Below are 23,069 nucleotides of genomic sequence, written 5' to 3' on the forward strand. Positions count from 1 at the left end.
ATTGATTAAACAAAGTAAGAGTAATATGGTAGAAAAGGGTCAGCCCTAGTCTTTCGCAGGAAAGACCAGGGCTGGCTTTTTGTTTTATAGAGAGTGTTCGTTCTTTCGGGATTGCTGCTGTTCGCGCCGTGCTTCTCGTTCTGTTCCCAGAATGTTATCTACATTGGCACATACAGTCTGGAGTTCCCTGTGGTAATCTTTGAAATAGTGGTAGGTGTCATACTGGGCATCTTTCTGAATGGTAAGCTGCTCCTTTTCAGCCCGGAGGTCTTTCATGGTCGGGAACCTTCCATCTGGGGAGTGCTGCTTTAGGATGCGGAGGGCTTCTTCATATTTGGCAATATCCTCTGCATGAGCCTGACGGAAAGATTTCTTATTGCCGGATTTCAAGAAATCACCATAGACTGATTTTGTAGAAAGATACTGGCCTAAATAACGAATCTGCTCATTGACTTTTTTCAATTTTGCTTCGGTGAATTTGGCATCACTTCGGGCTTTTGCCATTTTAGATTGAATGGCGTTAGTGGTATCGGAGAGTTTTTCGTAAGAATCGTATCCATGTTCCTGCACATAAGCGACTGTTCGTGCCATCTGCTGCAAATTGGAAATCTTGACTTTCTGCGCATAGGCGCGGCTCTGCTGTGCTTTTACGCAGGTCTGCAAGTCAACCACAAGGCGCAGGTCAGACTTAATGAACAAAATAGCCATAGGATCATCTGCTGCCCAATGAGGATTGTTCCGTTCTTTGTTCTGCGCATTTTCTGCAAAAATGCGGAGAAGCCTGTCGCGGTCATAATTAGAACCGAGAGCGCGGGCAGAAATAAATTTCTGTCGGTCAGCAGGAAGATAGCTGAATCGTCCACGATGGTCTTTTACCAAAATTCCGTATTCCGCTTTTAATAACCGTTGAAATTCCTCAAAAGATGTGGCACGTTCCGCAATGTCAGAAATGGCATTGCGGAATTTTTCTTTGTTTGTTTCAAAGGTAGTGTGCATGGGGGTGATGCCATCGCCCAGAAGTTCCATGTTTGTAATGTCCAGATTCAGCTGCCCACGCCGCTGCGCATGGTACTCCTGCTGTGTGATTTTATCCGCAGCAGGGGAGAGCAGATCGACCTGATGCAGCCCTTCGCGCTGGCAAATATCCATCAAAGATTTTTGCAGGTGCTTCAAATAGTCTTTGGTAAGGTGGTGCTTGTATCCAGCCTTGCAGTCGATTGGCCGTTCGGTGTAGGTCTGAGGCTCTATATCGAATTTGCGCAGGCTGTTGATTATGATGTGGGTATGGATGTTGCCTGTTCCGTTATTGCCATCTGTATGGGTGCAGACCAAAGCCTGATGCCCTGGAAAATTAGCTTTTGCGTATTCCAGCCCGATGGCCTGTGCACATTCTCCTGTTAGATCGTGGTCGGCGTTATCTCTGGGGTCATGGCTGATAATGTAGTGGTGGCTTTTGATTTCATCATAGGTGTTGTTCTTATGGTGCTGCTGGTTTAACAGTTCACATTCAAGGTCGAAGGTTTCGGGATGGCAGTTCAAACCGTCAAGATAAAATTCTTCCCGAAGCAGCATATTCCCACTTTCATCCAGAACTGGAACCAGATGAAACTCGTCGTGCTGGTATTTAAGATAGTCGATGGCACTCCCATAATTGGCATTTTTACTTGCGATGTGTTTTAGAATTGCCACGATATACACCTCCAAGCTGAACGATTTCCTGCCGTAGTTCACGGATTTCCGCAATGCACTTTTTCAGTTCTTCTAACATTCCGCGTGATGCCAGACCGCCGCCGTGAAAAAAGCGGGCAATCTGGTTGAGATTGTTCCCGATGCCTGCGGCCTGCACCGTCAAATTCTGAATTTCTCCCAGATCGGCAACGATATTATAATTGACTTCCAGCTTTTCGCGGAGAGCCTGTTTGCGTACAAAAGTACCAATCGGGTATCCGGCGTCTTTAGCGTATCCGGCTACCAGCTCATATTCCAATTCTGTGAAACGGATGTAAACTCGTTTCCCCCTATGAAGCGATTCGTCTTTCTTTGGTCGAGCCATAGCATAATCCTCCTGCACTTTATAGTTGCAGAGCAACTCCCGATAAGCCGTAGGCGTTCGGCTGCGAACACATTCATGTGGAGCCAGATAGCCAAAATCCAAGATTTTGTGTGTACCGTGGGAATGGGGAACGGAATCCCCATCAAGATTGCCAGCCGGGAAAAACCACGAAAGTGAGTTTTGAGCGGCTATGGGCGAATCTTGCGCTAAGAGAGAAAAAAGCCCCAGCGTTTTACCGTATTCCGCAGGCCCATCAAAAAAGCTGCTTCTATAAATATGAATCCGAAGCCCCGATGCAGGATACACTTTTCAAAATTTTCTGTGTTTTTTTCAAACACTGTATCCCCCAATGCCTTTCTGAATTCATATTAGTAAAGGGGGATTGATTTCCATGAAGCAGAAAGAACGATTTGACGAAAAGCCCAAGCAGGAGCATACGGAGCCTAAGCATCACAGAAAAGCCGTCATCAAGGGCATTACCGTATATGAATCATTTCGGTCAGAAGGCAGCGAACTGTGGGATTGTCTGTTGCAGAGCATGGGAAAGCACTGAACAAGAACAATTTTTGGAATTCTGAAAAATGTGCGCTGCAGCTTGATTTTTGTGCGGCAGCTTGGTAAAATACAGACGGGTTAAGTGAATAGTGCAATCAAAAGCCATTAACTTTCTGGATTTTACCATGCAATATGCGTGGAGACGGGAGGTTTAATGGCTTTGTTTTTTTACAAGGAAAAGCATAAAGACATACGGGCAGCGGCCTATCTGAGATTGTCCATCGAGGATGGCGACAAGGCCGAGAGCAACAGCATCGGCAACCAGAGAGAACTGATTCGGGATTTTGCTGCAGAACGGCCAGGACTGCATTTGGTCGAAGAGTACACTGATGATGGCTACACGGGAACCAATTTTGAACGTCCGGGCTTCAAGCAAATGATGGAGGATATTAAATCCGGCAAAATCAACTGCATCATCGTCAAGGACTTATCCCGACTTGGTCGTAATTACATTGAGATGGGAAAGTATCTGGAACAGATTTTTCCCATGATGGGGATTCGCTTTATCGCCATCAACGACAACTATGACAATGCGAACACCGAGAGCAGCGATTCGGACAGCATTGTAGTTCCGTTCAAGAATCTGCTGAACGATTCCTACTGTAGGGATATTTCCATCAAGGTGCGCAGCCAGCTGGACATGAAACGGCGCAAAGGTGAGTTCATCGGCGGTTATGCAATCTACGGCTACTGCAAAGACAAACGGAACAAAAACCGTCTGGTGGTAGACGAGTATGCAGCAGATATTGTCCGCTCTATCTACCGCAGAAAACTGGAAGGAATGAGCGCACAGGCGATTGCCGAGCAGCTGAACAGCGAGAACGTGCTGGCTCCCAGCGAGTACAAACGGCTGTGTGGTCTGAATTATCACAGTGGGTTCAAAGCTGGCACTCATGCAAAGTGGCAGGCGATTCAGGTGCTTCGGATTCTAAAAAATGAAATCTACACTGGAACGATGGTACAGGGCAGGCGGCAGAAGATCAATTACAAAATCAAGAAGATTCGGGATGTGGAAGAATCCGGTTGGATCAGAGTTCCCAATATGCACGAAGCAATCATTCCGCAAAAGCTGTTCGATACTGTGCAGGAAGTCTTGAAGTTGGACACCTGTGCATCGAAAGGACAGCAGACTGTAAATCTATTTTCGGGCATCGTTCGCTGCGGTGGTTGTGGGCAGAACATGGTGCGGCGCACGGTGTCGAAAAATGGAAAGAAATATATTTATCTGCACTGCGTCACAAACCACAATGGTTTAGGCTGTTCCTCACATCTTATCAGCGAAAGTAAGCTGGCCGAAGTGGTGCTGGCCGCATTGCAGGGGAAAGTCCAGCAGATCAGTGGACTGGAACATCGGCTCGATGAAATTAATGAGATTCCGAAGAATGAGCGCAGACTGAAATCTGTGGAAGAACATCTGAAGATGCTGGAGCAGGAAGAACAGAAATACCAGACCTTGCGCCGCCAGCTTTATGAAGATATGAGCGGCGGTATTGTCAGCAAGGAAGAGTATAAGGAATTCAGCCATTCCTTTAATGAAAAGGTTGAAACCATCCGCAAGGCCAAAGCAGAAATGAACCGCCAGAGGGATTGCCTGAACAATCTGGATGTGGAACATCTGCCATGGATCGAAGATTTCAAGTCCTACCAAAACCTGACAAGTCTGAACCGCCGCGTTCTGGTGGAACTGGTAGAAAGCATCACCGTCTATGATAAGGAACATATTCATATTCAGTATCGGTTCGATCAGGAAATTCGCAATGTGCTGGAATATTGCAGTAGTGTTCCGGCAGCAGAAACGGAGGAAAGTGCAGTATGAAGTGTGTAAGCTATACCCGGACACTTCCTTGGAAGAACCATCAAGGTGAACTGGCGATTGCCGAGCAGAATCAGCGTATTGCGGCATATCTGGCGGAACATAAAGAACTAGATTTGCTGAAAAAGTATTTTGACCGCAAGAACGATGAAAAGGCGCGTACCGCGTTTGACCAAATGACCGATGATGGCGTAGAGCGAAAATTTGATTGCATTATTGTGGCATCCATGTACTACTGCGGGCCGGATTTCCCGGCGGCACGACAGGCAATCAAGGAAACGCTCTATGCGACGGGCATCGACCTGATCGTGCTGGATGAGGGCTTGGACACCAGAACAGCCAGCCGAAAAGAAGTCGAGGACTATTTTGAAGCAAAACGCTGTGAGATGCACGCAGAAATCATGTTTGCGTGGAGAAGGAAACAAGGCGCAGGATTCCGGTTGACAAGTTCTGTTCCATTTGGCTATATCCGCAGGAATGGCGAAAGCAACATGATAAAGGATGAAGAAGTTGCTCCTTATTTAAGCGAGGCTTTTTCCAGATATGCGTCCGGTCAGAAAATGCGTGACATTGCAAAGTGGTTAAATGAGCAGGGTGTTGAACCCCCAATGAGACACAAAAAGAGAATTTTGGGAAAGTCTTATGATGCAGAATCCGACCAGTGGACAACCGATATGCTGCGTTGCTTGTTCCGAAATCCGACTTATACAGGTGCGGCGGCAAATGGAAGCCGCCAGATCATTGCAGAAAACTGCCACGAACCATACATAACCAAAGAACAGTTCTATGCTTTCCCTTGCAATATGAGGGAGGGGGAGAACAAAATCTCCATTCGGAAAAGCTACAAAAAACCGAACCCGCTGGCAAAACACATTGTCTGCACTTGCGGCTACGCACTATGCTGGCATAAGGATAAGAAAACGGAGGAAGAACTTTTCTATTGCCGCCATTGCCGTGCACATAAGGAAAACGGAAAGAATTTGAAAGTTCCGGCAGCTACCATTTATAAAAAGGTGATGGATGCTCTGGAATTGGAACATCTGGAAGAAGAAAAGCTGGCTGCAGCGATTCAGCAGGGAGCAGGCAGGAAAGTGATTGAAGCAGTCCGAGCTGAAAAGTCGGTGCAGATGAAGTCCGTTCTGGCCGAACTGAATATGGAACAGTTTCGCCGTGTGCCGCTGTATGAGAGTTATATGGCCGATGAAATCACCAAAGAACAATATTGTGCCGAACTGCTGGACTACGAAGAAGCACATCGGAAATTGAATGAACAGCTTACAGCAATTATGGAAGATACGCTGGTATGGGAACGGGCGTTGAGCCTGCGCAATCCGTGGATTCAGCAGATGGCACAGTATAAGACCCCGGAGGAACTTGACCGCAATTTTGTGAAAAAGTATATCGAGCAGGTCACGGTTACATTACTGGACGATGGACAGGTAGAAATCAGCCTGACCATGAAAACGGATGAATGGAAACAGATGCTTAGTCGGATAGAAGTGGAGGGTACAGACAGTGGCACGAAAGAGTAGAAAAAATCTCCCGCAGCCGGAACAGGCGGCAGCTTCTGTGCTGCTCCCGGAACTGGAAGAAGCAAAAATGCCTGCGGCAATCTATGGGCGGCTTTCTGTTGAGGATGAAGAAACAGAAGAAAGCATGGAAACGCAGATCGCACTGGTGCAGGACTATATCAACCGCAGCAGGGAACTGAGCTATGTGGATACCTACTTCGACAATGGATTTACGGGAACAAATTTCAAGCGGCCTGCATTTACCCGCCTGATGAACGATGTACGGCAGAAGAAAATCAAGTGCATCGTGGTGAAAGACCTCTCACGCTTTGGCCGCAACTATCTGGAAGCAGGATACTATATCGAAACGGTGTTCCCATTTTTGGGGATTCGATTGATTGCTGTTACAGATAATTTTGACAGTACGCGCAAAGAGGATATGGAAAGTCTGGCTCTCCCGATTCGGAATATGGTCAACGCAATGTACGCGAAAGACATATCCAAAAAGATATGGACTTCCTTGCAGCGCAAAAAAGAAGCAGGCTATGCTGTCGGAAACGATGCTCCGTATGGCTATATTCGGAACTCCGTGACAAAGCGAAATGAAATTGACCCGGAAGCTGCATTTTATGTGCAGTTGATTTTCCAGTGGGAACTGATGGGTGTGCCAATTTTTGAAATTGCTCGACGAATGACATTGCTGCAGGTTCCGACTCCACGAGAGTGGCATAGAAAAATGGTTGAGGGGAAAGAAGTGCTTACCTGTAAAAAGTGGGGCGTAACCACAATCCGGCACATCTTGGAAAATCAAACCTATGTGGGCGATACCATCAACAATAAAAGTACACAGAAGTTATTCGCAGGACAGGACAAGCACGACCTTCCCAAAGAACAGTGGTATGTGGCAAAGAACACACATCCGGCCATCATTGCAAGGGATGATTTTGAAAAGGTGCAAAAAATCTTGAACAAGAATCGAGCAGTATTCAAGACAGTAAGAGCAAAGTCGGAGCAGATTCGGGCAGAATATCAGAATGACCTTGCAGGAATGGTGTTTTGCGCAGACTGCGGCAGACCGATGGAGTTTGAACGACTGCCGCATGGAGCGGAAGAAAGTAAAAAGGTCTGCTATTACATCTGCAAGGCAAGACAGGCTGACGATAAGTGCATCGGCCATCAGATTCCAGAAAAACTGCTGAAAGCCCTGATAATGGATCAGCTGCATTTGTTCATTGTCCAGCTGAGCGATAAACGGAAGGTGCTGGAAGAATTGCAGAAAATCGAGGATGTGCAGAATCCCGTTTACCGGGCAAAGGGTGAAATTATGAGCCTGACCGATAAAGTCAGCCAGATGGCCAAGAAGCGGGAACAGCTTTATGCAGACTATGTGGCTGGTGTGGTGGATTCCGAAGATTACCAGCTGATTCGGGAAGATTATTCCAGACAGTATGATGGTCTACGGGCTGCGCTGCAGGAAGCAGAAAACAAAAAAGCGGAAGTAGAACGGCAGATCGAAGAATACCTGAATATGACTTCTCATTTGGAAGAACATCTGGACAACTTTGAATTTGACATTCAGTTGGTAAAATCCCTTGTGCAGAAAATCGAAGTAAGTGCAGACAAGCGGATTCGGATTGTTTTCGGATTTCAGGATGTGTTTACAGAACTTGGAAAGGAGAGTGCAGAAACATGATTGCAGCGTATCAGCGCATTTCAAGGGCTGATGGCGATTTGGGCAAAGATGGCAAGGATAAGAGCAACAGCATTGAGAACCAGAAAGAACTGATCCTGCGGTATATCTCCTGCAAAGAAAGTTTGCAAAATGTGCCTGTGATGGATTTTGTAGATGACGGCTACACAGGCAGCAATTTTGACAGACCTGGATTCCAGCAGATGATGGATGGTGTGCGCAATGGCAAGATTGATACTATCATCGTGAAAGACCTTTCCCGTTTTGGCCGTGATTATATCGGCGTGGGTGAGTACATGGAGCAGATTTTTCCTCTGCTGGGTGTCCGGCTCATTGCTATCAATGATAACTATGATAGCAATAATTATAAAGGTACAACGCTGGGGATGGATGTGGTCGTCAGTAATCTCGTGAACACGATGTACTGCCGGGATGCAGGAAAGAAACTGCGGACTGCAAATCAGGTCAAGTGGCGTAAAGGCATCACAACTGCATCTGCTGCACCGTTCGGCTATCAGTTCGACCCGGACAAAAAGGGCGCATTTATCATCGACCCGCCAGCAGCAAAAATCGTGCGGCGTATTTTCGACCTTGCGATTCTGGGGTTGGGAACAAGAGATATAGCAATGATGCTGAATGATGAAAGTGTTCCTGTTCCGAGCGTATATAACAAAGAAAATAAGATGTACGGCAAGGAAACGACCTATACCATCGCTCCAGTGATCTTATGGGATAGTTCTCGCGTTTGGAAAATCCTCACGGCGTATGTGTACACCGGGGCGATGGTTTTGGGCAAAACCAAAACACTGATTTCCGGCAAAAGCATTATCAGGACAGTTCCCAAAGGGCAGCAGTACATTACAGAGGGAACCCATGAAGCAATCGTAAGTCGTGAAGAATTTGAAAAAGCGCAGCTTGTCATAAAGAGTAACAGCCATAAAGTACTGATGGGCAGCGTGGACTTTCCGTTAAAAGGAAAAGTTCGCTGCGGAAATTGTAGGCGAGTGATGGCGCACAATTTCAAACAGGCTGTTCCAACATTCTGGTGCAGAGAAGGACTGGAACTTGTGGGGCAAACTCAATGTACATCCGAAGTCTTTCAGGTCAGTGACATTGAAAATGCGGTTTTTCAAGCACTTAAAAAGGAACTCTCCCTGCTTGATGTCCTCTATGGAGATATTCAAAAGGAAGAACAAGGATTGAAGGAAGCCCACAAAAAGGCAAGCCGCCGCAAAACTCTGATGGAGCAGGAACTTAAAAATCTGAAAGGGGAGAAGATGCGGATGTATGAGGAATATGCAGCAGGAACGCTCTTACTGGATACTTACAAGCAGAAAAAGCAGGAGTGTGATAGACGAATTTCAGAGGTACAAGAGCAAATTGAACAATCCAAAGTGGAAGAATCAACCAAGAGCGTTGTGCCGGGAACTGTGCGCGCAGCGGCAGAGCAGGCAGAAAACTTTTTAAATGGAACGCGGCTTACGGCAAGTATGGTGTCGGCGTTCATTGAGAATGTCTTTGTATATGATGGCGGGCGCATTGTGGTACGGTTCAAATATGAGCAGAGCATTCAGGATGCTGTAAAAGCGTTACACACAGGTTAAAGTTTGAAAAGGCTGAGTTGTCCATGTTGTAACATCAAAGAGTGTGTTATAATATGGGCAACAAAACGGCCGGAAAGAGGACATTATGAAAGCGATTCGATGGCTGTTAAAATTGGTTCTGGTGATGATAACCCTGCCGCTGATCCTTGCTGTGTGGCTGGCAAAATGGTTTGTGGTATTTCTGCATCACTGTTCGGCATGGTTTTTCTATCTGCTGGGCAGTGTGCTATTGGCAACGGCGATTCTTTCGTACCTCATGCATCAGTCGCAAGGAATGGAAGCACTTCAAATGCTGATCGGTGGATTTGTGATTTTTATGATACCGCAGGTGGTCGGCGGCGTGGTAGTACTTCTGGAACTGGCGGCAGTAATGCTTCGGCAGGTATGGTACATATAAGATGCCAGACCCGGATAACCCGCCTTTGGAACTGCTTGAATAAAAGCAACGCCCTCATAGTTGAGAGGATTAGTATCTTCTCGACTATGAGGGTGTTTCATTCCGCAGGAATGTGATAGTTATAGGTAGGTGGTGTCCTAACCAGACACTGAGTGGCTATGCGGAAAAGTGGTCTAAGGTACATACTGAGTTCCGACAATCAAAAACATAGGGTCGTATAAACCACAAACAGCACCCAGGAGAATTCGAGGGTGCGTCTGTAGCTTATGCGGGCCGTTTCAATTTTCGCTTTTCTTACGAAAAAATGTTAAATTCCGAGACTGGCAAGTGTGGCCTTTAATTCTTTCACCATGCGGATAATGATTTCTTGCTCGGTTTGATTACAATCCAATAGAAGTCGGTGTAAGTCAGAACCAGAAGTGGAAAAAGAATAATCAAGACTGTCAACGAGTAAATCATCAACAGAAATATGTAGAACATTGGCGAGATCAATCAAGGTTGGCAAACTGGGAGTCTTAGTGCCACTTTCAAGGTAAGCAATATATTCACGACTACAGTTGGTCAAGGCTGCTAACTTTTCTTGAGTTATATTGAACTTCAAACGATAAAAACAAATTCGTTTCCCCAAAGCAATACAATTAATGGACATACAAAACATTCCTTTCAAATGCCCACATAAGTTAATACTATTATTTTTGATTTTTAGCACTATAACAATAGAAAAAAGCCAAATGCATAGCTCAGAATTTGGTGGGTACACCTCTAGCAGTCGTGTATTCTGAGAGCGAAATGTAAACTACTGGTTTACATTTCGATGCACATGTAAACTGGTGGCTTACAGAAAAAAACATCTGACAAGCGTATAATAAAAGCATGAAATCAAACTGTGAAACTAAAGTGGGGAAAATGAAATGGAACGGCTGCTGACACTGTACAGCGAAGTTCAGTCAACAGATGTTCGGTGGTTGTGGTATCCGTTTATCGCAATCGGGAAAATCACACTGCTGCAGGGTGATCCCGGTGACGGAAAATCCACCATGATGATGAATCTGATTGCGGAACTTTCAATGGGTGGTAGGACCCCGGACGGATGCAAAATTAGTGCGCCGCAAAAAGTGATTTATCAATGCTCCGAGGATGGGGTTTCTGACACGATAAAGCCCCGTCTGGAACGCTGTGGGGCAGACTGCAGAAAGATTGCTTTCATCAATGAAGAAGTTTATAACGGCCTTACATTGGACGATGAACGCATCCGTCAGGCAATCATTGAATTCCGGCCGCGATTGGTCGTGATCGACCCGATTCAGGCTTATCTTGGCAGTGATTCCGATTTACAGATCGCAGGCAGGGCACGAAAACTGATGCGCCGCCTTGGAATGTGGGCTGCTGGCTATGACTGTGCCATTGTTTTGATTGGTCACCTTAATAAAAAAGAAGGCTCCAAAGGGCTGTACCGCAGCCTTGGCAGCATTGATGTTGTGGCAGCAGCACGAAGCGTCCTGCAGGTGGAGCGAGATACAGAGAATCCTGATATAAGAATTGTACATCAAATCAAAAACAGTCTTGCGCCTACGGCAGAAGACATCCGCTTTTCCATTTCCGCCGACAAGGGCTTTCAGTGGCTGGAATGCAGGCCGCAATCTTTTGAAAATCAGAAACCAGATAGAAAACCCGAATTTGAATCGGAACAGCAAAAAGCGGTCTATTGGATTAAGCATTTTCTTGAAAAAGGCGATATGAGCGCGAATGAAATTTATTGCCGTCTGGACAATGAGGGTGTCAGCAAACGAGTGGCACGGATGGTAAAAACAGAAATGGGAATCCACTGCTACCAGAAAAAGCGGAGATGGTATTGGAGTGTTCAGCCGGAAGAAGGTGCTGTGAATGGACCACAGGTATAAAGTTGGCGGCTATGTGAAACTTGCAAAATTGTGGGAGCGCTCTAAGGATGCGGCAGTAGCCTATCACAGTTCCTACTATGCTGAAAAGTTTAAAACTGATAGCGATAAAAAGCTGGTTGGTGTTTATATTGACATCACAGGGAATAAGGAAATTTATAAACGCCCGGAAATGGTGCATCTGCTCAAAGATTGCAAAAATGGTTCCATAAATCTGATTTTCTCGCAGACAAGGGCCTATCTTGCAGCAAATACCTGTGATTTCTGTTTTCTGTTGAAATATCTGTTTGACTTGCCGATGCGAGTGGATATTGTTACAGACGATGATGACCAGAGAATCGACACCATTCTTGACGTTGATAACCAGCGGCAGAGCCTGAAAGATTTGGCTGAAAAATATACATCGATCCGAAGGAAAGATTATCTTGAGTGGAGAATCCGACTGGAACATGAAATGACAAAGGCTGAAAAAAATGAACGTGGAAGGACAGTATAATCCAAAAGACGTAGAGTGTATTCCGGTAGAAAACCTTGAAGTGCTACCGAGTGGGGCAGACTGGCAGAGCCGACATCTGGAATCTGAAAGGCGAAAAGCAGAGATTCGTGACAGAATCCATAAGCAGACAGAACAGGGGCAGAAAACGGCAAAAGATTACTTTCGTCCGGCGAAACCGACACCGTCGATTTACGACAGCGACCTGAAGCGTGTGGCGGTTTATGCCCGTGTCAGCACTTCCAGCGAAGAACAGATTTCTTCCATTGAAAACCAGACTCTATATTACACCAAAAAGATTGCAGAAACGGAAAACTGGAATTTGCAGGATATTTACAGCGATGAAGGAAAATCGGGTACTTCACTGCGGAAACGGGATGCGTTTAAGCGCATGATGCGAGATGCCAAAGACCAGAAGATGGACTTGATTATCTGTGCCAGCATTTCGCGGTTTGCGCGAAATTTTTCGGATTGTATGACGCAGATTGCAGCATTGAAAACCATGCACCCGGCACATCCCATTGGCGTGTACTTTGAAACTGAAAACATCTACACGCTGAATCCAAGCAGCCAATATAGTTTGGACATTCAAGCACTTCTGGCAGATTGGGAATCGGGCAACAAGAGTCGCCGGATGATCCTTTCGTATGACCAGCGTATTATGACAGGCCAGTACCCGGTGGCCGACCTGATGGGATATCGGCATACGAAGGATGGACGGTTGGTAATTGAGCCGGAAGAAGCAAAGACGGTGCGGTTTATTTTTCTGGCGTTTATCCAGGGCTATAACTACGATCAGATCGCGGCAGTGCTGACACAGAAAAAGCGCAGCACCCTGCGCGGTAGGCAGGAGTGGAACGGCATGATGGTGGCAAACATCATGAAAAATGAACGCCGCTGGGGTGATCTGGAAGCTAGGAAGAGCATTGTGGTAGATTACAAACTGGGCAAGGTCACGAAGAATAACGGCAATCGCTGCTCTGCCTATGTCCCGGAACATCACGAAGCGATTGTTTCCCCAGAAATCGCACGAGCTGCACATCTTGTGGCATCCAGCAGCAAAAAGTGCGGGGTGCAGGATATTGTGGTAATCCGGCAGGGAGCATTGAAAGGCTTTGTGGGCATCCATCCGAACTGGAGCGGCATCAATGCTGAAAGTATCCGCAGCCTTTGCCTGAGCACCTATCTGCCGGAAGAGGTGATGAAACTGAACGATATAGCAGAGATGAGGGCTGGGGCAACACTGGGAAAGGCACTTCAATCTGAATATATGACGGTTTCAGGTACTTGCTTTATCAACCAGAGTAGCCCGGTTATGACGATTTCTAAAAATGGAATCCGTTTCAGCAAGGCCTGCCATAGCCGGTTGGACGACTGCGAGTATGTGGAACTGCTCTATCATCCGATTCTGCAGGTCGTGATTTTGCGAAAGAGCAATCACGGCTTTTCAACAGCGATGCACTGGAGAGATGACAATGACGTTCATAGTGTTTTTTCAGCCAGAGCATTTTCTGGGCTTGTCTTTCAAACGTTGAACTGGAAAATGAATTACCGCTACCAGTGCCGTGGTATCTGCCGGGGTCAGGGAAATGCAAAATTTCTGATTTTTGAATTAGATGAGTCCCGGATTTTGACTGGGAGAAATCAGTATGAACAAGAAAATTGTTCGATGAATCTGAAATGCCGGTTATATCGGAGTAAATGGGTTCAGAGCATTACAGTTAATGATGTGATGGAATCTGGCCAAGTCGTAGAAAATCCCATGATTGGTGCAATTCCAAGCAAAAATGAAGTTCAACGTGAACTGGATGATCTTTTGATGTCGATGTAGGAGGAACTTATAGAATGGAAGAAAAAGGCAGGGCGCAGGAACTGAGCGTTCGGGAAATCTCCTTGATTCGTGAACTTGCACAGATACGGAAAGAACATAAAAGAGAACTGGAGTACGAAAAGTTCGATGGCTATGAACTTCCGCCGCGCACCCAGTTTTCCATGCTGAATAAACCTGCAGTGAGCATAAAATATGGTGTTATGAAATTTAATATGGCATGCATTCGGCTTTTTGAAGGAATCAAGTATGTCCTTCCGATTTTGCACCCTAATAAGAAGCGGCTTGCGTTGATTATGTGCCCGGAAGAGGACAGCGCGTCTGTTGAATGGGCACGACAGAAAGGCGAAAACTGGGTGAATAAGGATATTACATCATTGGAATTTGTAGAAAATATCTTCAGGCTCATGAACTGGAATCGGGAATGCCGTTATAAAGTGCTTGGACGAGTGGCTAATTCAGATCAGGGCCTTTGTATGTTGTTTGATTTGGAAGAAGCAATCATGTTCACACCGAAGCCACAGGAATATGCGGACCCGCTTACTGGCGAAATGAAGAAAAAACAGATGAAATTCTTCCCGGATACTTATAGGAATCGCATCGGAAAATCTTATAATGACTACATTGCAGATCATCAGATGAACATGTTTGAGGATTTTATTGGATATCAGGGGTCAGCAGTATTGGATGAGCCAGTACGGGAGGAAGATTCATTTTCAAAAGAGTCGATGTCCCAAGAAAGCGAAATCTCTGAAAATATATTACTGCCGGATTTAGCAAAACAGTCTGAAAGTATAGAACAGCAGAGCGGTGAGATTGCTGAGAGAGGAATGCCAACATGAGTTCTGAGCGAATTATGAATTTGCTGGTGACGATTCCGGCGGAAAGTCGGAGAATGAATGTGGGGAAAGATGTTATCCGTATTCTTGGAAGTCCGGCCTATATTTGCATTTTGCAGAGGAAAGATCGGCAGTCTATTGCAATTACGCCATGTGCTGCCGAACATCCAATGTCCTTTAAGGTCCCGGACAGGCTGCTGACCGACGGACAGTGCCGGATGAGGATCAATGGAGTACAGTTCGTCCAGGCGTTATTAGAGGCAAATGATCTTGCTGCAGGGAAAGACTATCAGTTTAAGGGAAGGTATGAAGCTGAGAAAAACGCAGTTATCATATCGCTTGAAAAAGATGAACGGGAATGTTAGAAAAGACGGAAAAATCTGGAATACAGGTGTGGCACTATTGAAATATTTTGCTGGCCTGAATTCAAATCAGAATGGGCAATATGGACAAATCTATGCTGAAAAGTTTACATCTGCCTGCTTGATATGCAAGGTGTTTTATGGTAAGATGAAAGCACAATAGGGATAGTATATGCTCCTGTTGACCCTGCTGTAAGGAAGTGAATGCCGATGGAAAATCAGCTTGCTCATGCGATAACGCAGACGGAATACGATTTGAGTTATGATAAGGCTGCCAAGAAGCTGCTGGCCAACAAACAGATTCTGGCGCAGATTATGAAGAACTGCGTGAATGAGTACAGTGCCTGCTCCGTAGACGAAATTGCAGAGAAGTATATCGAAGGAACTCCAGAAGTGGGTACAGTTGGCGTTCATGTTGATGATACAAACAGACCCAAGAAAACTTCTGACGTAATTGCTGGTAGCAATAATGAGGATTCTACGCTGACTGAGGGAACCATCAATTATGATGTTCGGTTCGATGCAATCGCACCAGCATCAGAAGGTTCTGCTGAACAGAAAGATGTGATACGTCTTATTATCAATGTAGAAGCGCAGACCGCTTTTAATCCGGGGTACCCTTTGACGAAGCGTGCAATCTATTATTGCAGCAGAATGATCTCTGCACAGCACGGCCCGATATTCACGAACTCAGAGTATGGGAAAATCCGAAAAGTGTACTCTATCTGGGTTTGTACACATCCAACTAAAGAGTTTCAGAATACTCTGATTCGTTATTCCATTCGGCCAGAGCAGTTGATTGGAAATGCTGTTGAAAAATCAGAAAACTATGATTTGATGAGCGTTGTAACGATTTGTCTGGGAGAGTCGGGTACAGAAAACTATACAGGTATTGTGAAATTTATGGATGTGCTGCTCTCTTCATCCAGAGCAGCTACTGAGAAAAAGAAAATTCTTGAAGAAGAATTTGGCGTTGCAATGAACGAAGATCTGGAAAGAGAGGTGCTTGTTATGTGCAACCTTAGTCAGGGCGTAAAGGCCGAAGGCAGAGAAGAAGGCATTAGCATTGGTGAGATGCGGATGCTGGTGCAGCTTGTTCGAGACGGCGATTTAAAAATGGAACGTGCCGCTGAAAAGGCAAAAATGACAGTGGAGCAGTTTAAGAAAGTGATGGAAAACACTCCACTGCAGGCAGTCTAAGATAAAATCATATAGAGAAAACAGTTAAGCCCTACAAGGCTCAGATCGGTTCGGAACCGACTGAAAACCTTGTAGGGCTTATTTTTTTGCGATTTTTCAAATTTATTTGTGAAAAAAGTTGTCCAAGACTTGACATCGGGCGGCGGTTACTGCCTGCCGAAAGATACGAAGCAGCTGCTGGCAAATTATGCAGATGTGCCGGAAAACCTGATTGAGGCTATATCAACAACAATGCAGGTTCTACGCATATTGAGGGCTTGCAGAAGTTCGTGGTAGAGAACGGGCTGGACGTCGGCTTTGCCTTTGACGGCGATGCTGACCGTTGCCTGTGTGTGGACGAGAAGGGCAATGTGATCACCGGCGACCATATCCTGTATATCTACGGCTGCTACATGAAAGAGCGTGGTAAACTGCTGACCAACACTGTTGTTACTACCGTTATGTCCAACTTTGGTCTGTACAAGGCATTCGATGAACAAGGCATTGGCTACGCCAAGACCGCTGTTGGTGATAAGTATGTCTACGAGTACATGGCTAAGAATGGCTGCCGTATCGGTGGCGAGCAGAGCGGCCATATCATTTTCAGCAAGTACGCCAGCACTGGTGACGGCATCTTGACGAGCCTGAAGATGATGGAAGTTATGCTGGCTAAGAAGAAGCCGATGAGTGAGTTGGCGACACCACTGAAAATCTATCCGCAGGTGTTGGAAAATGTCCGTGTGACGGACAAGAAAGCAGCACAGAATGATCCGGCTGTACAGAAAGCTGTGAATATAGTTGCTGAGGCACTGGGCGATACTGGCCGTATGCCGCCATCGTGACCCCGGAAGAATTTGAACAGGCACAAAAGGTTATTATGCTGCAGCATGGGAATCATCAGGCCGGGAACTACACAAAACACCAGTATCCCTTGAAAGGCAAGGTCTACTGCGGCTATTGCCAAAAATTGATGAAATATCGTGTTCTCAAGAAACTTGGCCCCTCGTTTAACTGCAGATTCTCAGCCGCAGCGGTGGACAGTCCCTGCAAGCGAATCCCAATCTCTGAGAAATTGCTGGAAGAGATTGTCCGAAATGCACTGACAGCGCAGATAAAACAGGCGGAGCATATACTGGAAGTCCTGCACGAACGGGAACGCAAAGCCTTGATCCGCTTCTCTGCACTGGAACGGCAGGAAGAAAAGCTTAGCGCAGAAAAGGCAGAGATCGTAAAACAGCGCGTTGCACTGTATGAGCAGTATGCCGACGGAAATATAAGCAAGGAAGAATTCATCCGGCAGAGAGATGCCTACAGAGCGCAGGAAGATGAAAGAATGGAGCAGATTCAAAGGCTGCGTACTGAGAAAAATCAAATTTTCCAGCCTGTGAAGAAGGATGCTGATAATTTGCAAGCCGTGATGGATACCGTGGGAAAAGCAGGCGATGTGATGCACTTATCGCAGAATGTGGTGGAAACCTTTATTGATCGCATCGAGGTTTTCAATGATGAGCGCGTGAAAATTCGTTTTCCATTTGAAGATGTGCTGGCAGGCTATGCTGAATGAACCGTAGCCAGAATCAATGCGGTAAGCAGAATTTTTCTTGTAAGAACACGAGATTCATGGTATCATAGAAGCGATGAAAAGTCTGTGCGTGGCTATGTGAAAGGAGCAGCAGAGATGAAAAAATTGAACATCCCGGTTGGTATTTCGGACTTTGAGAAGATTCGGAACGGTGGGTTTTATTATATTGACAAATCTGGCCTGATTACGGAAATTTTGAACGAAAAATCAGAAGTGACACTTATCACTCGCCCACGGCGTTTCGGTAAGACGCTTGGTATGAGTATGCTGGAAAGCTTCTTTGACATCCGCAAGGACAGCAGAAAGTTGTTTGAAGGACTGGAAATTGCAGAGCATCAGGCATTATGTGATGAGTGGATGAACCAATATCCTACAATTTTTGTTTCGTTTCGGCAAGTAGATGGACTGGATTTCACCGGGGCGTATGATATGCTCACAATGGTGATAGCAGATTTGTACAACAAACATCTTTATTTGCTTGATAGTGAAAATGCTACAGAGTTCCAAAAAACAGCGTTTGAGCATCTTGCACATGGCAGTGGCTCCATAAAAGAAGTTAAGAGCAGCCTTATGCTTTTGACAACGATGATGCAAAGTTACTATGAAAAGCCTGTAATTCTTCTTATAGACGAGTATGATGTACCCGTAGCAAAAGCGAACAATAACGGTTATTATGATGAAATGCTCGATGTCATGAAAGGCCTGATGCAAGCACTGAAAGACAATCAAGCTCTTCAATTTGCAGTTGTTACGGGCTGTTTGAAGATTGCAAAAGAGAGCATCTTTACAGGAACAAATAATTTCGTATCGGATACTATCACGAACTCTCGTCTAAATGAGTATTTTGGATTCGTGCAGAGCGAGGTCAATCAGTTATTAAAAGATGCTGACTTAACAGAGCAAGCTGAGAATATCAAGAAATGGTATGATGGATACCATTTTGGTGACTTTGATGTTTATTGTCCATGGGATGTAATGAATTACTTGCTAGAACTGCAGCGCAATTCGAATGCCAAGCCCATCAGCTACTGGAAGAATACCAGTGACAATGCCATTATCCGTTCCTTTATTGACTATGCGGGGAGTACAATCACAAATAAACTTGAAACCCTGATGGCTGGCGGCTGCATTGTTCAGCGTGTGGATGAAAACCTGACCTATAATTATCTACACTCCTCGGAAGATAACCTCTGGAGTATGCTGTATCTGACAGGATACTTGACCAAAGCTCGTGAAGAAGATTATAAGGGAGAGCTGCCAGATGACATGGTTGCCCTTATGATTCCGAATGCAGAAATCAAAGAGATTTTTGAAACGACAGTCATTAAATGGTTTGATGACAGTACGAAGAAGTGGAATCGAAATGCTTTGTTCGATGCAGTCTGGAACGGTGACAGTGAGGGCATTACAAGAGAAATGAATGCTCTTCTCCGGCGTACCATCAGCTATCATGACTATCGGGAAGACTTCTACCACGCTTTCCTTGCGGGCATTTTTACAGGTGCCGGATATATGGTAGACTCCAACAAGGAGCATGGAGAAGGTCGAAGCGATGTGGTTGTATACGATTCCATCAATGCCCGTGTTGCAATCTTTGAAGCAAAGTACACGAAAGTACTGGAAAATCTGGAGAGCGAATGCGATATGGCTCTGCGGCAAATTGATAATCGGATGTACGCGAAGGAATATGAGGACGACTACGATCAAATTCTTTGCTACGGTATTTCGTTCTTTAAGAAACGCTGCATGGTAAAGAAAAAATAAGTTGTCCTTAATCTTAAAGAGTTATAAAGTGAAGCTCGCATAAACTACAGACAGTACTCAAGCTTGTTCGAGGGTACGTTTGCAGCGTATGCGAGCTTTTTAATTTGTGATTTTAATACAGATGAATGTTAAATTCCAAGGCTGACAAGAGTAGCCTTTAACTCTTTTGTTATGGCTAGTGTAAAAGAAAAGAAAGACCTAAGCAACATGGGGAAGGTAGAATGAAATTGCCTTGTAAGAACGTTAAATTCATGGTATCATAAAAACGATGGAGAGCCTATTAACTTGGCGAAGAATTGAAGACTATTGATGAATACGAACGAAAACATTGGGAGTTAGGGCGAATTACGCCAGTCTAAACTATGGAAGTAAAGAATTGTAAAACTTGTGGCAAACAATTTCTGAGTGAAACTGATAATTCATACTGCCGTATTTGCAACAAAAAGTGGTATGAGAAGCAGGAAAAAATTCGGGAACAAGCTGAAAACTTAAAATGGCAAGAACAGAAAGAACAGGAGCGAAAACTATTTGAGGCAAAAGTGCAAACATATAAACCAATCTTGATGGAAAGTGTAAATCCTTCAGCACATACACTTTATATTATAGGGAATGGCTTTGACTTGATGCATAGAGTCCCCTCAAGCTACTATAACTTTCGTGATAGTCTTGGCAAGAATAATAGTCTTCGATATAGTCTTGAAACAGCATTAACAGCCGAAGACATATGGGCGGACTTTGAAAACGCACTTGGTACTTTGAATCTCAATTTGATGGGGAGCAGGAATATCATCGATATGTGGCTTGACGATTTTGGGGTTTATGGTGATGAGGATAGTGGCGCTGCGGAGTTCTATATGGCTGTGGAAGCTGCAGCGGCACCAATGGCCAATTTAGTAAATAACCTTCAGCCGACCTTTCGTAGATGGATTGAGCGCCTTGAGGTTGGAACTGATGATCGACCACTGAATGGACTTATTCATCCACAGGGAAAGGTCCTTGATTTTAACTATACAGAATTTATTGAAACGCTGTATGGTGTAAAAGAAGTTTGTTACATCCATGGGAGCAGAAAAAAGAAGAAAAAATTGATTCTTGGACATAAGCCAGGAGCGGCAGGAAATTTTCATCAGAAAAATAGGAAGCCGCAAAATTATCGTCAGGCTATGATTGATGTAGCACAGGACAATGTGTTTGACTTGATCGGACAGTATGATAAGGATTTAACCAAGGACAGTCAAGAAATTATTAAAAACAATCAGGCTTTTTTTGATGGATTGGCGTGCACTGAACAGATTGTTGTGATTGGGCATTCAATCTCACTAGTTGATTGGGATTATTTTATTGAAGTGAATAAAAAAGCATCGAATGCGCATTGGTGTTTTGGAATTTATGGCCTAAATGATCTCCGAAATATGGCTGAGTTGGTAAAAAGTTTGAACATAAAGAATTACGATATCTTTCGGACAGACAGCATTTGGACGAAACCCAAAAAAGTTGGCAACGGAAAGGCATCTCAAAGGGCATTGAAACCGAGAATTTTTCAAGAGGATGAGATCACTGTTACGATAAGACAAATGTATGATTTGACGATTGCTGATTCGTATGAAATTATCCTTCCGAATCATGCAAAGAGTATAGTAATTTATGAGCATTGCATTTTTGTTGTAATGGATGATTTAGATAGAAACATAATCTTCTTCAAGCGACAAGCAAAGGGGTGGACGTTTGTCAGCGTATTAGAAAGTTTTTTGCATCAGAGCCTTATAAACCGAAGACTTAGACACATATTTCTTAATGAAGATGATATTATCTTTGTATATAATAATCGCGTAAGAAAGTATGATCTTAATACTGGGAAACTGATTGCCAATCAGCAGATGCGGGATGCAAGGAGTAAGGAGTATTTGGGTAAGGATGTTATGAATAAGTTTGTTGGAAGAGGTATATGAGTTGGTTGAAAAGTTAAAACCTTATGTAGACGATAGCAGAGCGGTTTTGATTTAAGAGGGCGGCGGAAAATAGTTGGATACCGTTAGACTAAAATTTAAAAATATAGAGTAAAGCAGATAAGCCCTACTTGACAACCGCATAACAAGGGAAAGTAGAGAAAAAATCAATATTTTGATTGAAGATGAACAAGACAGTATAGAGGTAAGAGAAATTGTAAAAGGAGTATATGTAACATTTCCAAAATGAAATTAGTCAAGCCCGCATAAACCACAGACAGCACCCAGGAGAATTCGAGGGTGCGTCTGCAGCTTATGCGGGCCGTTTTATTATGTGTTTTTACTGCGAAAAATGTTAAATTCCAAGGCTGATAAGAGTAGCCTTTAACTCCTTTGCCATGCGGATAATGACAGCCTGCTCAGTTTCATTACAGTCCAACAGCAAGCGGTGAATTTCGGAGTTTGCAGAGGAAGATGAATGTTCAAGACAGTCGAGCAAAAGCTCATCCGCAGAAACGGATAAGGCGTTGGCAATCTCGACAAGAACAGAAATGCTAGGAATCTTTGTCCCATTTTCGATACGGACAATGTGTTCACGGCTGCAGTTGACTTTTGCGGCGAGGGTTTCCTGCGACAGATTCGATTTTGAACGGTAGAAGCTGATTCGTTTTCCAAGAGAAGTACAATTTACGGACATATGGCAATCTTCCTTTCAAATGCCCGCATAAGAATACTTTAATTATTTGACTTATAGAGAAATGAATCAAGAAAAACTCAAAGAGCAATCCGCTTAGCAGTCAGAATTTTTGTTTTTTCCCTCTGGCGGAGATGGCTTCTGAGGCAAAAATGTGACCCAGCAGGTCACATTTTAAGGAACAAGTGACCTGCTGGCTTACAGAAAAAAACATCTGACAAGCGTATAATAGAAGCATGAAATCAAACTGTGAAACTAAAGTGGGGAAAATGAAATGAAACGGCTGCTGACACTGTACAGCGAAGTTCAGTCAACAGATGTTCGGTGGTTGTGGTATCCGTTTATTGCAATCGGGAAAATTACACTGCTACAGGGTGATCCCGGCGATGGAAAATCTACCCTGATGATGAATCTGATTGCGGAACTTTCAACAGGAGGTAAGACCCCGGACGGATGCAAAATTGGTGCGCCGCAAAAAGTGATTTATATGCGAATTTGCAGCCAGCAGTTCATCGATCGCTTGGTTGAGGCAAACAATTTTTCTCCGTTAGAATTTCATAGGGTAGAGGGTAAGTATCTACCTGAGCTTAATGCAGTTGTGTTTCCAATAAAAGTAATGTGAAAAATGAACAGGTGGTTTCGCACTGGATGCAGAACCGCCTATTCAGTGTGGATTTTTCAGAATGGCTCTTTGCATGCGCTTCTGGAAACAAATGGTCTAGCTGTAGAAAAAAGACCATCAATTTAAAGGACGGTATGATGCTGAGAAAAATGCGGTTGTTATTTCGCTCGAAGAAAATGAATTTGAGAACGAATGTTAATCGAAAATAGGCTTGAACCTCTAAAAGTATTTGACTTGAC

At 44.6% G+C, this 23,069-nt stretch carries 20 protein-coding genes and 1 pseudogene; 17 read left to right on the forward strand and 4 right to left on the reverse strand.

Features of this window, described 5'->3' with window-relative positions; all coding sequences use genetic code 11:
* Nucleotides 1-84 precede the first annotated feature (84 nt).
* Nucleotides 85-1,689, reverse strand: a complete 1,605-nt coding sequence (locus DW937_RS11725) for a relaxase/mobilization nuclease domain-containing protein (protein ID WP_120121018.1) — start codon at nucleotides 1,687-1,689, stop codon at nucleotides 85-87.
* Entirely contained in the window at nucleotides 1,661-2,359 is a 699-nt protein-coding gene (gene mobC, locus DW937_RS14745) for a plasmid mobilization relaxosome protein MobC (RefSeq protein ID WP_133300978.1), read from the reverse strand. The genes DW937_RS11725 and mobC overlap by 29 nt, the downstream gene beginning before the upstream one ends.
* 85 nt (nucleotides 2,360-2,444) lie before the next feature.
* Between mobC and DW937_RS14940 the strand changes: the two genes are divergently transcribed.
* The 6 genes from DW937_RS14940 to DW937_RS11755 all read left to right on the forward strand — a co-directional run bounded on the left by DW937_RS14940 (nucleotide 2,445) and on the right by DW937_RS11755 (nucleotide 9,623).
* Complete coding sequence (locus DW937_RS14940) at nucleotides 2,445-2,606, forward strand: hypothetical protein (protein WP_022256728.1); 162 nt, start codon at nucleotides 2,445-2,447, stop codon at nucleotides 2,604-2,606.
* A gap of 156 nt (nucleotides 2,607-2,762) precedes the next feature.
* Entirely contained in the window at nucleotides 2,763-4,424 is a 1,662-nt protein-coding gene (locus DW937_RS11735; RefSeq protein WP_120121020.1) for a recombinase family protein, read from the forward strand.
* Entirely contained in the window at nucleotides 4,421-5,953 is a 1,533-nt protein-coding gene (locus tag DW937_RS11740; RefSeq protein ID WP_120121021.1) for a recombinase family protein, read from the forward strand. The genes DW937_RS11735 and DW937_RS11740 overlap by 4 nt, the downstream gene beginning before the upstream one ends.
* Before the next feature lie 67 nt (nucleotides 5,954-6,020).
* The gene (locus DW937_RS11745; RefSeq protein WP_279221268.1) at nucleotides 6,021-7,625 is read left to right on the forward strand and encodes a recombinase family protein; all 1,605 of its coding nucleotides are present in this window, start codon (nucleotides 6,021-6,023) and stop codon (nucleotides 7,623-7,625) included.
* Nucleotides 7,622-9,226: a recombinase family protein gene (locus DW937_RS11750; RefSeq protein ID WP_120121023.1), complete on the forward strand. Its 1,605-nt coding sequence runs from the start codon at nucleotides 7,622-7,624 to the stop codon at nucleotides 9,224-9,226. The genes DW937_RS11745 and DW937_RS11750 overlap by 4 nt, the downstream gene beginning before the upstream one ends.
* 85 nt (nucleotides 9,227-9,311) lie before the next feature.
* Nucleotides 9,312-9,623 (forward strand): hypothetical protein, encoded by a 312-nt coding sequence (locus DW937_RS11755; RefSeq protein WP_120121024.1) that lies wholly within the window; start codon nucleotides 9,312-9,314, stop codon nucleotides 9,621-9,623.
* A gap of 307 nt (nucleotides 9,624-9,930) precedes the next feature.
* On the opposite strand, the gene DW937_RS11760 is transcribed toward DW937_RS11755, so the two are convergent.
* Entirely contained in the window at nucleotides 9,931-10,272 is a 342-nt protein-coding gene (locus DW937_RS11760) for a helix-turn-helix domain-containing protein (protein WP_165852930.1), read from the reverse strand.
* A gap of 262 nt (nucleotides 10,273-10,534) precedes the next feature.
* Here DW937_RS11760 and DW937_RS11765 point away from each other — a divergent pair, with 262 nt between their 5' ends.
* The 10 genes and pseudogenes from DW937_RS11765 (at nucleotide 10,535) to DW937_RS11810 (ending at nucleotide 21,517) form a co-directional block, all read left to right on the forward strand.
* Nucleotides 10,535-11,524 carry an AAA family ATPase gene (locus tag DW937_RS11765; RefSeq protein WP_120121026.1) on the forward strand — a complete coding sequence of 330 codons (990 nt, stop codon included), beginning with the start codon at nucleotides 10,535-10,537 and terminating at the stop codon, nucleotides 11,522-11,524.
* Nucleotides 11,508-12,017 (forward strand): hypothetical protein, encoded by a 510-nt coding sequence (locus tag DW937_RS11770; RefSeq protein ID WP_120121027.1) that lies wholly within the window; start codon nucleotides 11,508-11,510, stop codon nucleotides 12,015-12,017. The genes DW937_RS11765 and DW937_RS11770 overlap by 17 nt, the downstream gene beginning before the upstream one ends.
* Nucleotides 11,995-13,845, forward strand: coding sequence for a recombinase family protein (locus DW937_RS11775; protein WP_120121028.1), 1,851 nt, complete (start codon nucleotides 11,995-11,997; stop codon nucleotides 13,843-13,845). The genes DW937_RS11770 and DW937_RS11775 overlap by 23 nt, the downstream gene beginning before the upstream one ends.
* Nucleotides 13,846-13,859: 14 nt before the next feature.
* Nucleotides 13,860-14,684, forward strand: a complete 825-nt coding sequence (locus DW937_RS11780; protein ID WP_120121029.1) for a hypothetical protein — start codon at nucleotides 13,860-13,862, stop codon at nucleotides 14,682-14,684.
* The gene (locus DW937_RS11785; protein WP_120121030.1) at nucleotides 14,681-15,046 is read left to right on the forward strand and encodes a hypothetical protein; all 366 of its coding nucleotides are present in this window, start codon (nucleotides 14,681-14,683) and stop codon (nucleotides 15,044-15,046) included. The genes DW937_RS11780 and DW937_RS11785 overlap by 4 nt, the downstream gene beginning before the upstream one ends.
* Before the next feature lie 207 nt (nucleotides 15,047-15,253).
* Complete coding sequence (locus tag DW937_RS11790) at nucleotides 15,254-16,243, forward strand: Rpn family recombination-promoting nuclease/putative transposase (RefSeq protein WP_243111475.1); 990 nt, start codon at nucleotides 15,254-15,256, stop codon at nucleotides 16,241-16,243.
* 221 nt (nucleotides 16,244-16,464) lie between these two features.
* Nucleotides 16,465-17,049 (forward strand): annotated as a pseudogene (locus DW937_RS11795) (phosphoglucosamine mutase); the annotation flags it as partial.
* 11 nt (nucleotides 17,050-17,060) lie between these two features.
* On the forward strand, nucleotides 17,061-17,786 hold the full coding sequence (locus DW937_RS11800; RefSeq protein ID WP_133300980.1) for a zinc ribbon domain-containing protein: 726 nt from the start codon (nucleotides 17,061-17,063) through the stop codon (nucleotides 17,784-17,786).
* A gap of 114 nt (nucleotides 17,787-17,900) precedes the next feature.
* Nucleotides 17,901-19,568 carry an AAA family ATPase gene (locus tag DW937_RS11805; RefSeq protein ID WP_120121033.1) on the forward strand — a complete coding sequence of 556 codons (1,668 nt, stop codon included), beginning with the start codon at nucleotides 17,901-17,903 and terminating at the stop codon, nucleotides 19,566-19,568.
* A 362-nt stretch (nucleotides 19,569-19,930) separates the two neighbouring features.
* Nucleotides 19,931-21,517, forward strand: a complete 1,587-nt coding sequence (locus DW937_RS11810) for a bacteriophage abortive infection AbiH family protein (protein ID WP_120121034.1) — start codon at nucleotides 19,931-19,933, stop codon at nucleotides 21,515-21,517.
* 352 nt (nucleotides 21,518-21,869) lie between these two features.
* Here the strand turns inward: DW937_RS11810 and DW937_RS11815 are convergent, their stop codons facing one another.
* A complete protein-coding gene (locus tag DW937_RS11815) occupies nucleotides 21,870-22,211 on the reverse strand; it encodes a helix-turn-helix transcriptional regulator (RefSeq protein WP_120121035.1) in 342 nt (113 codons plus the stop codon).
* A 271-nt stretch (nucleotides 22,212-22,482) separates the two neighbouring features.
* On the opposite strand from DW937_RS11815, the gene DW937_RS11820 reads away from it, so the two are divergent.
* On the forward strand, nucleotides 22,483-22,830 hold the full coding sequence (locus DW937_RS11820; protein WP_120121037.1) for an AAA family ATPase: 348 nt from the start codon (nucleotides 22,483-22,485) through the stop codon (nucleotides 22,828-22,830).
* Nucleotides 22,831-23,069 lie beyond the last annotated feature (239 nt).

Origin of the sequence: Faecalibacterium sp. AM43-5AT, assembly GCF_003603345.1 — a bacterium.
In the GTDB taxonomy this organism is placed as follows: domain Bacteria; phylum Bacillota; class Clostridia; order Oscillospirales; family Ruminococcaceae; genus Faecalibacterium; species Faecalibacterium taiwanense.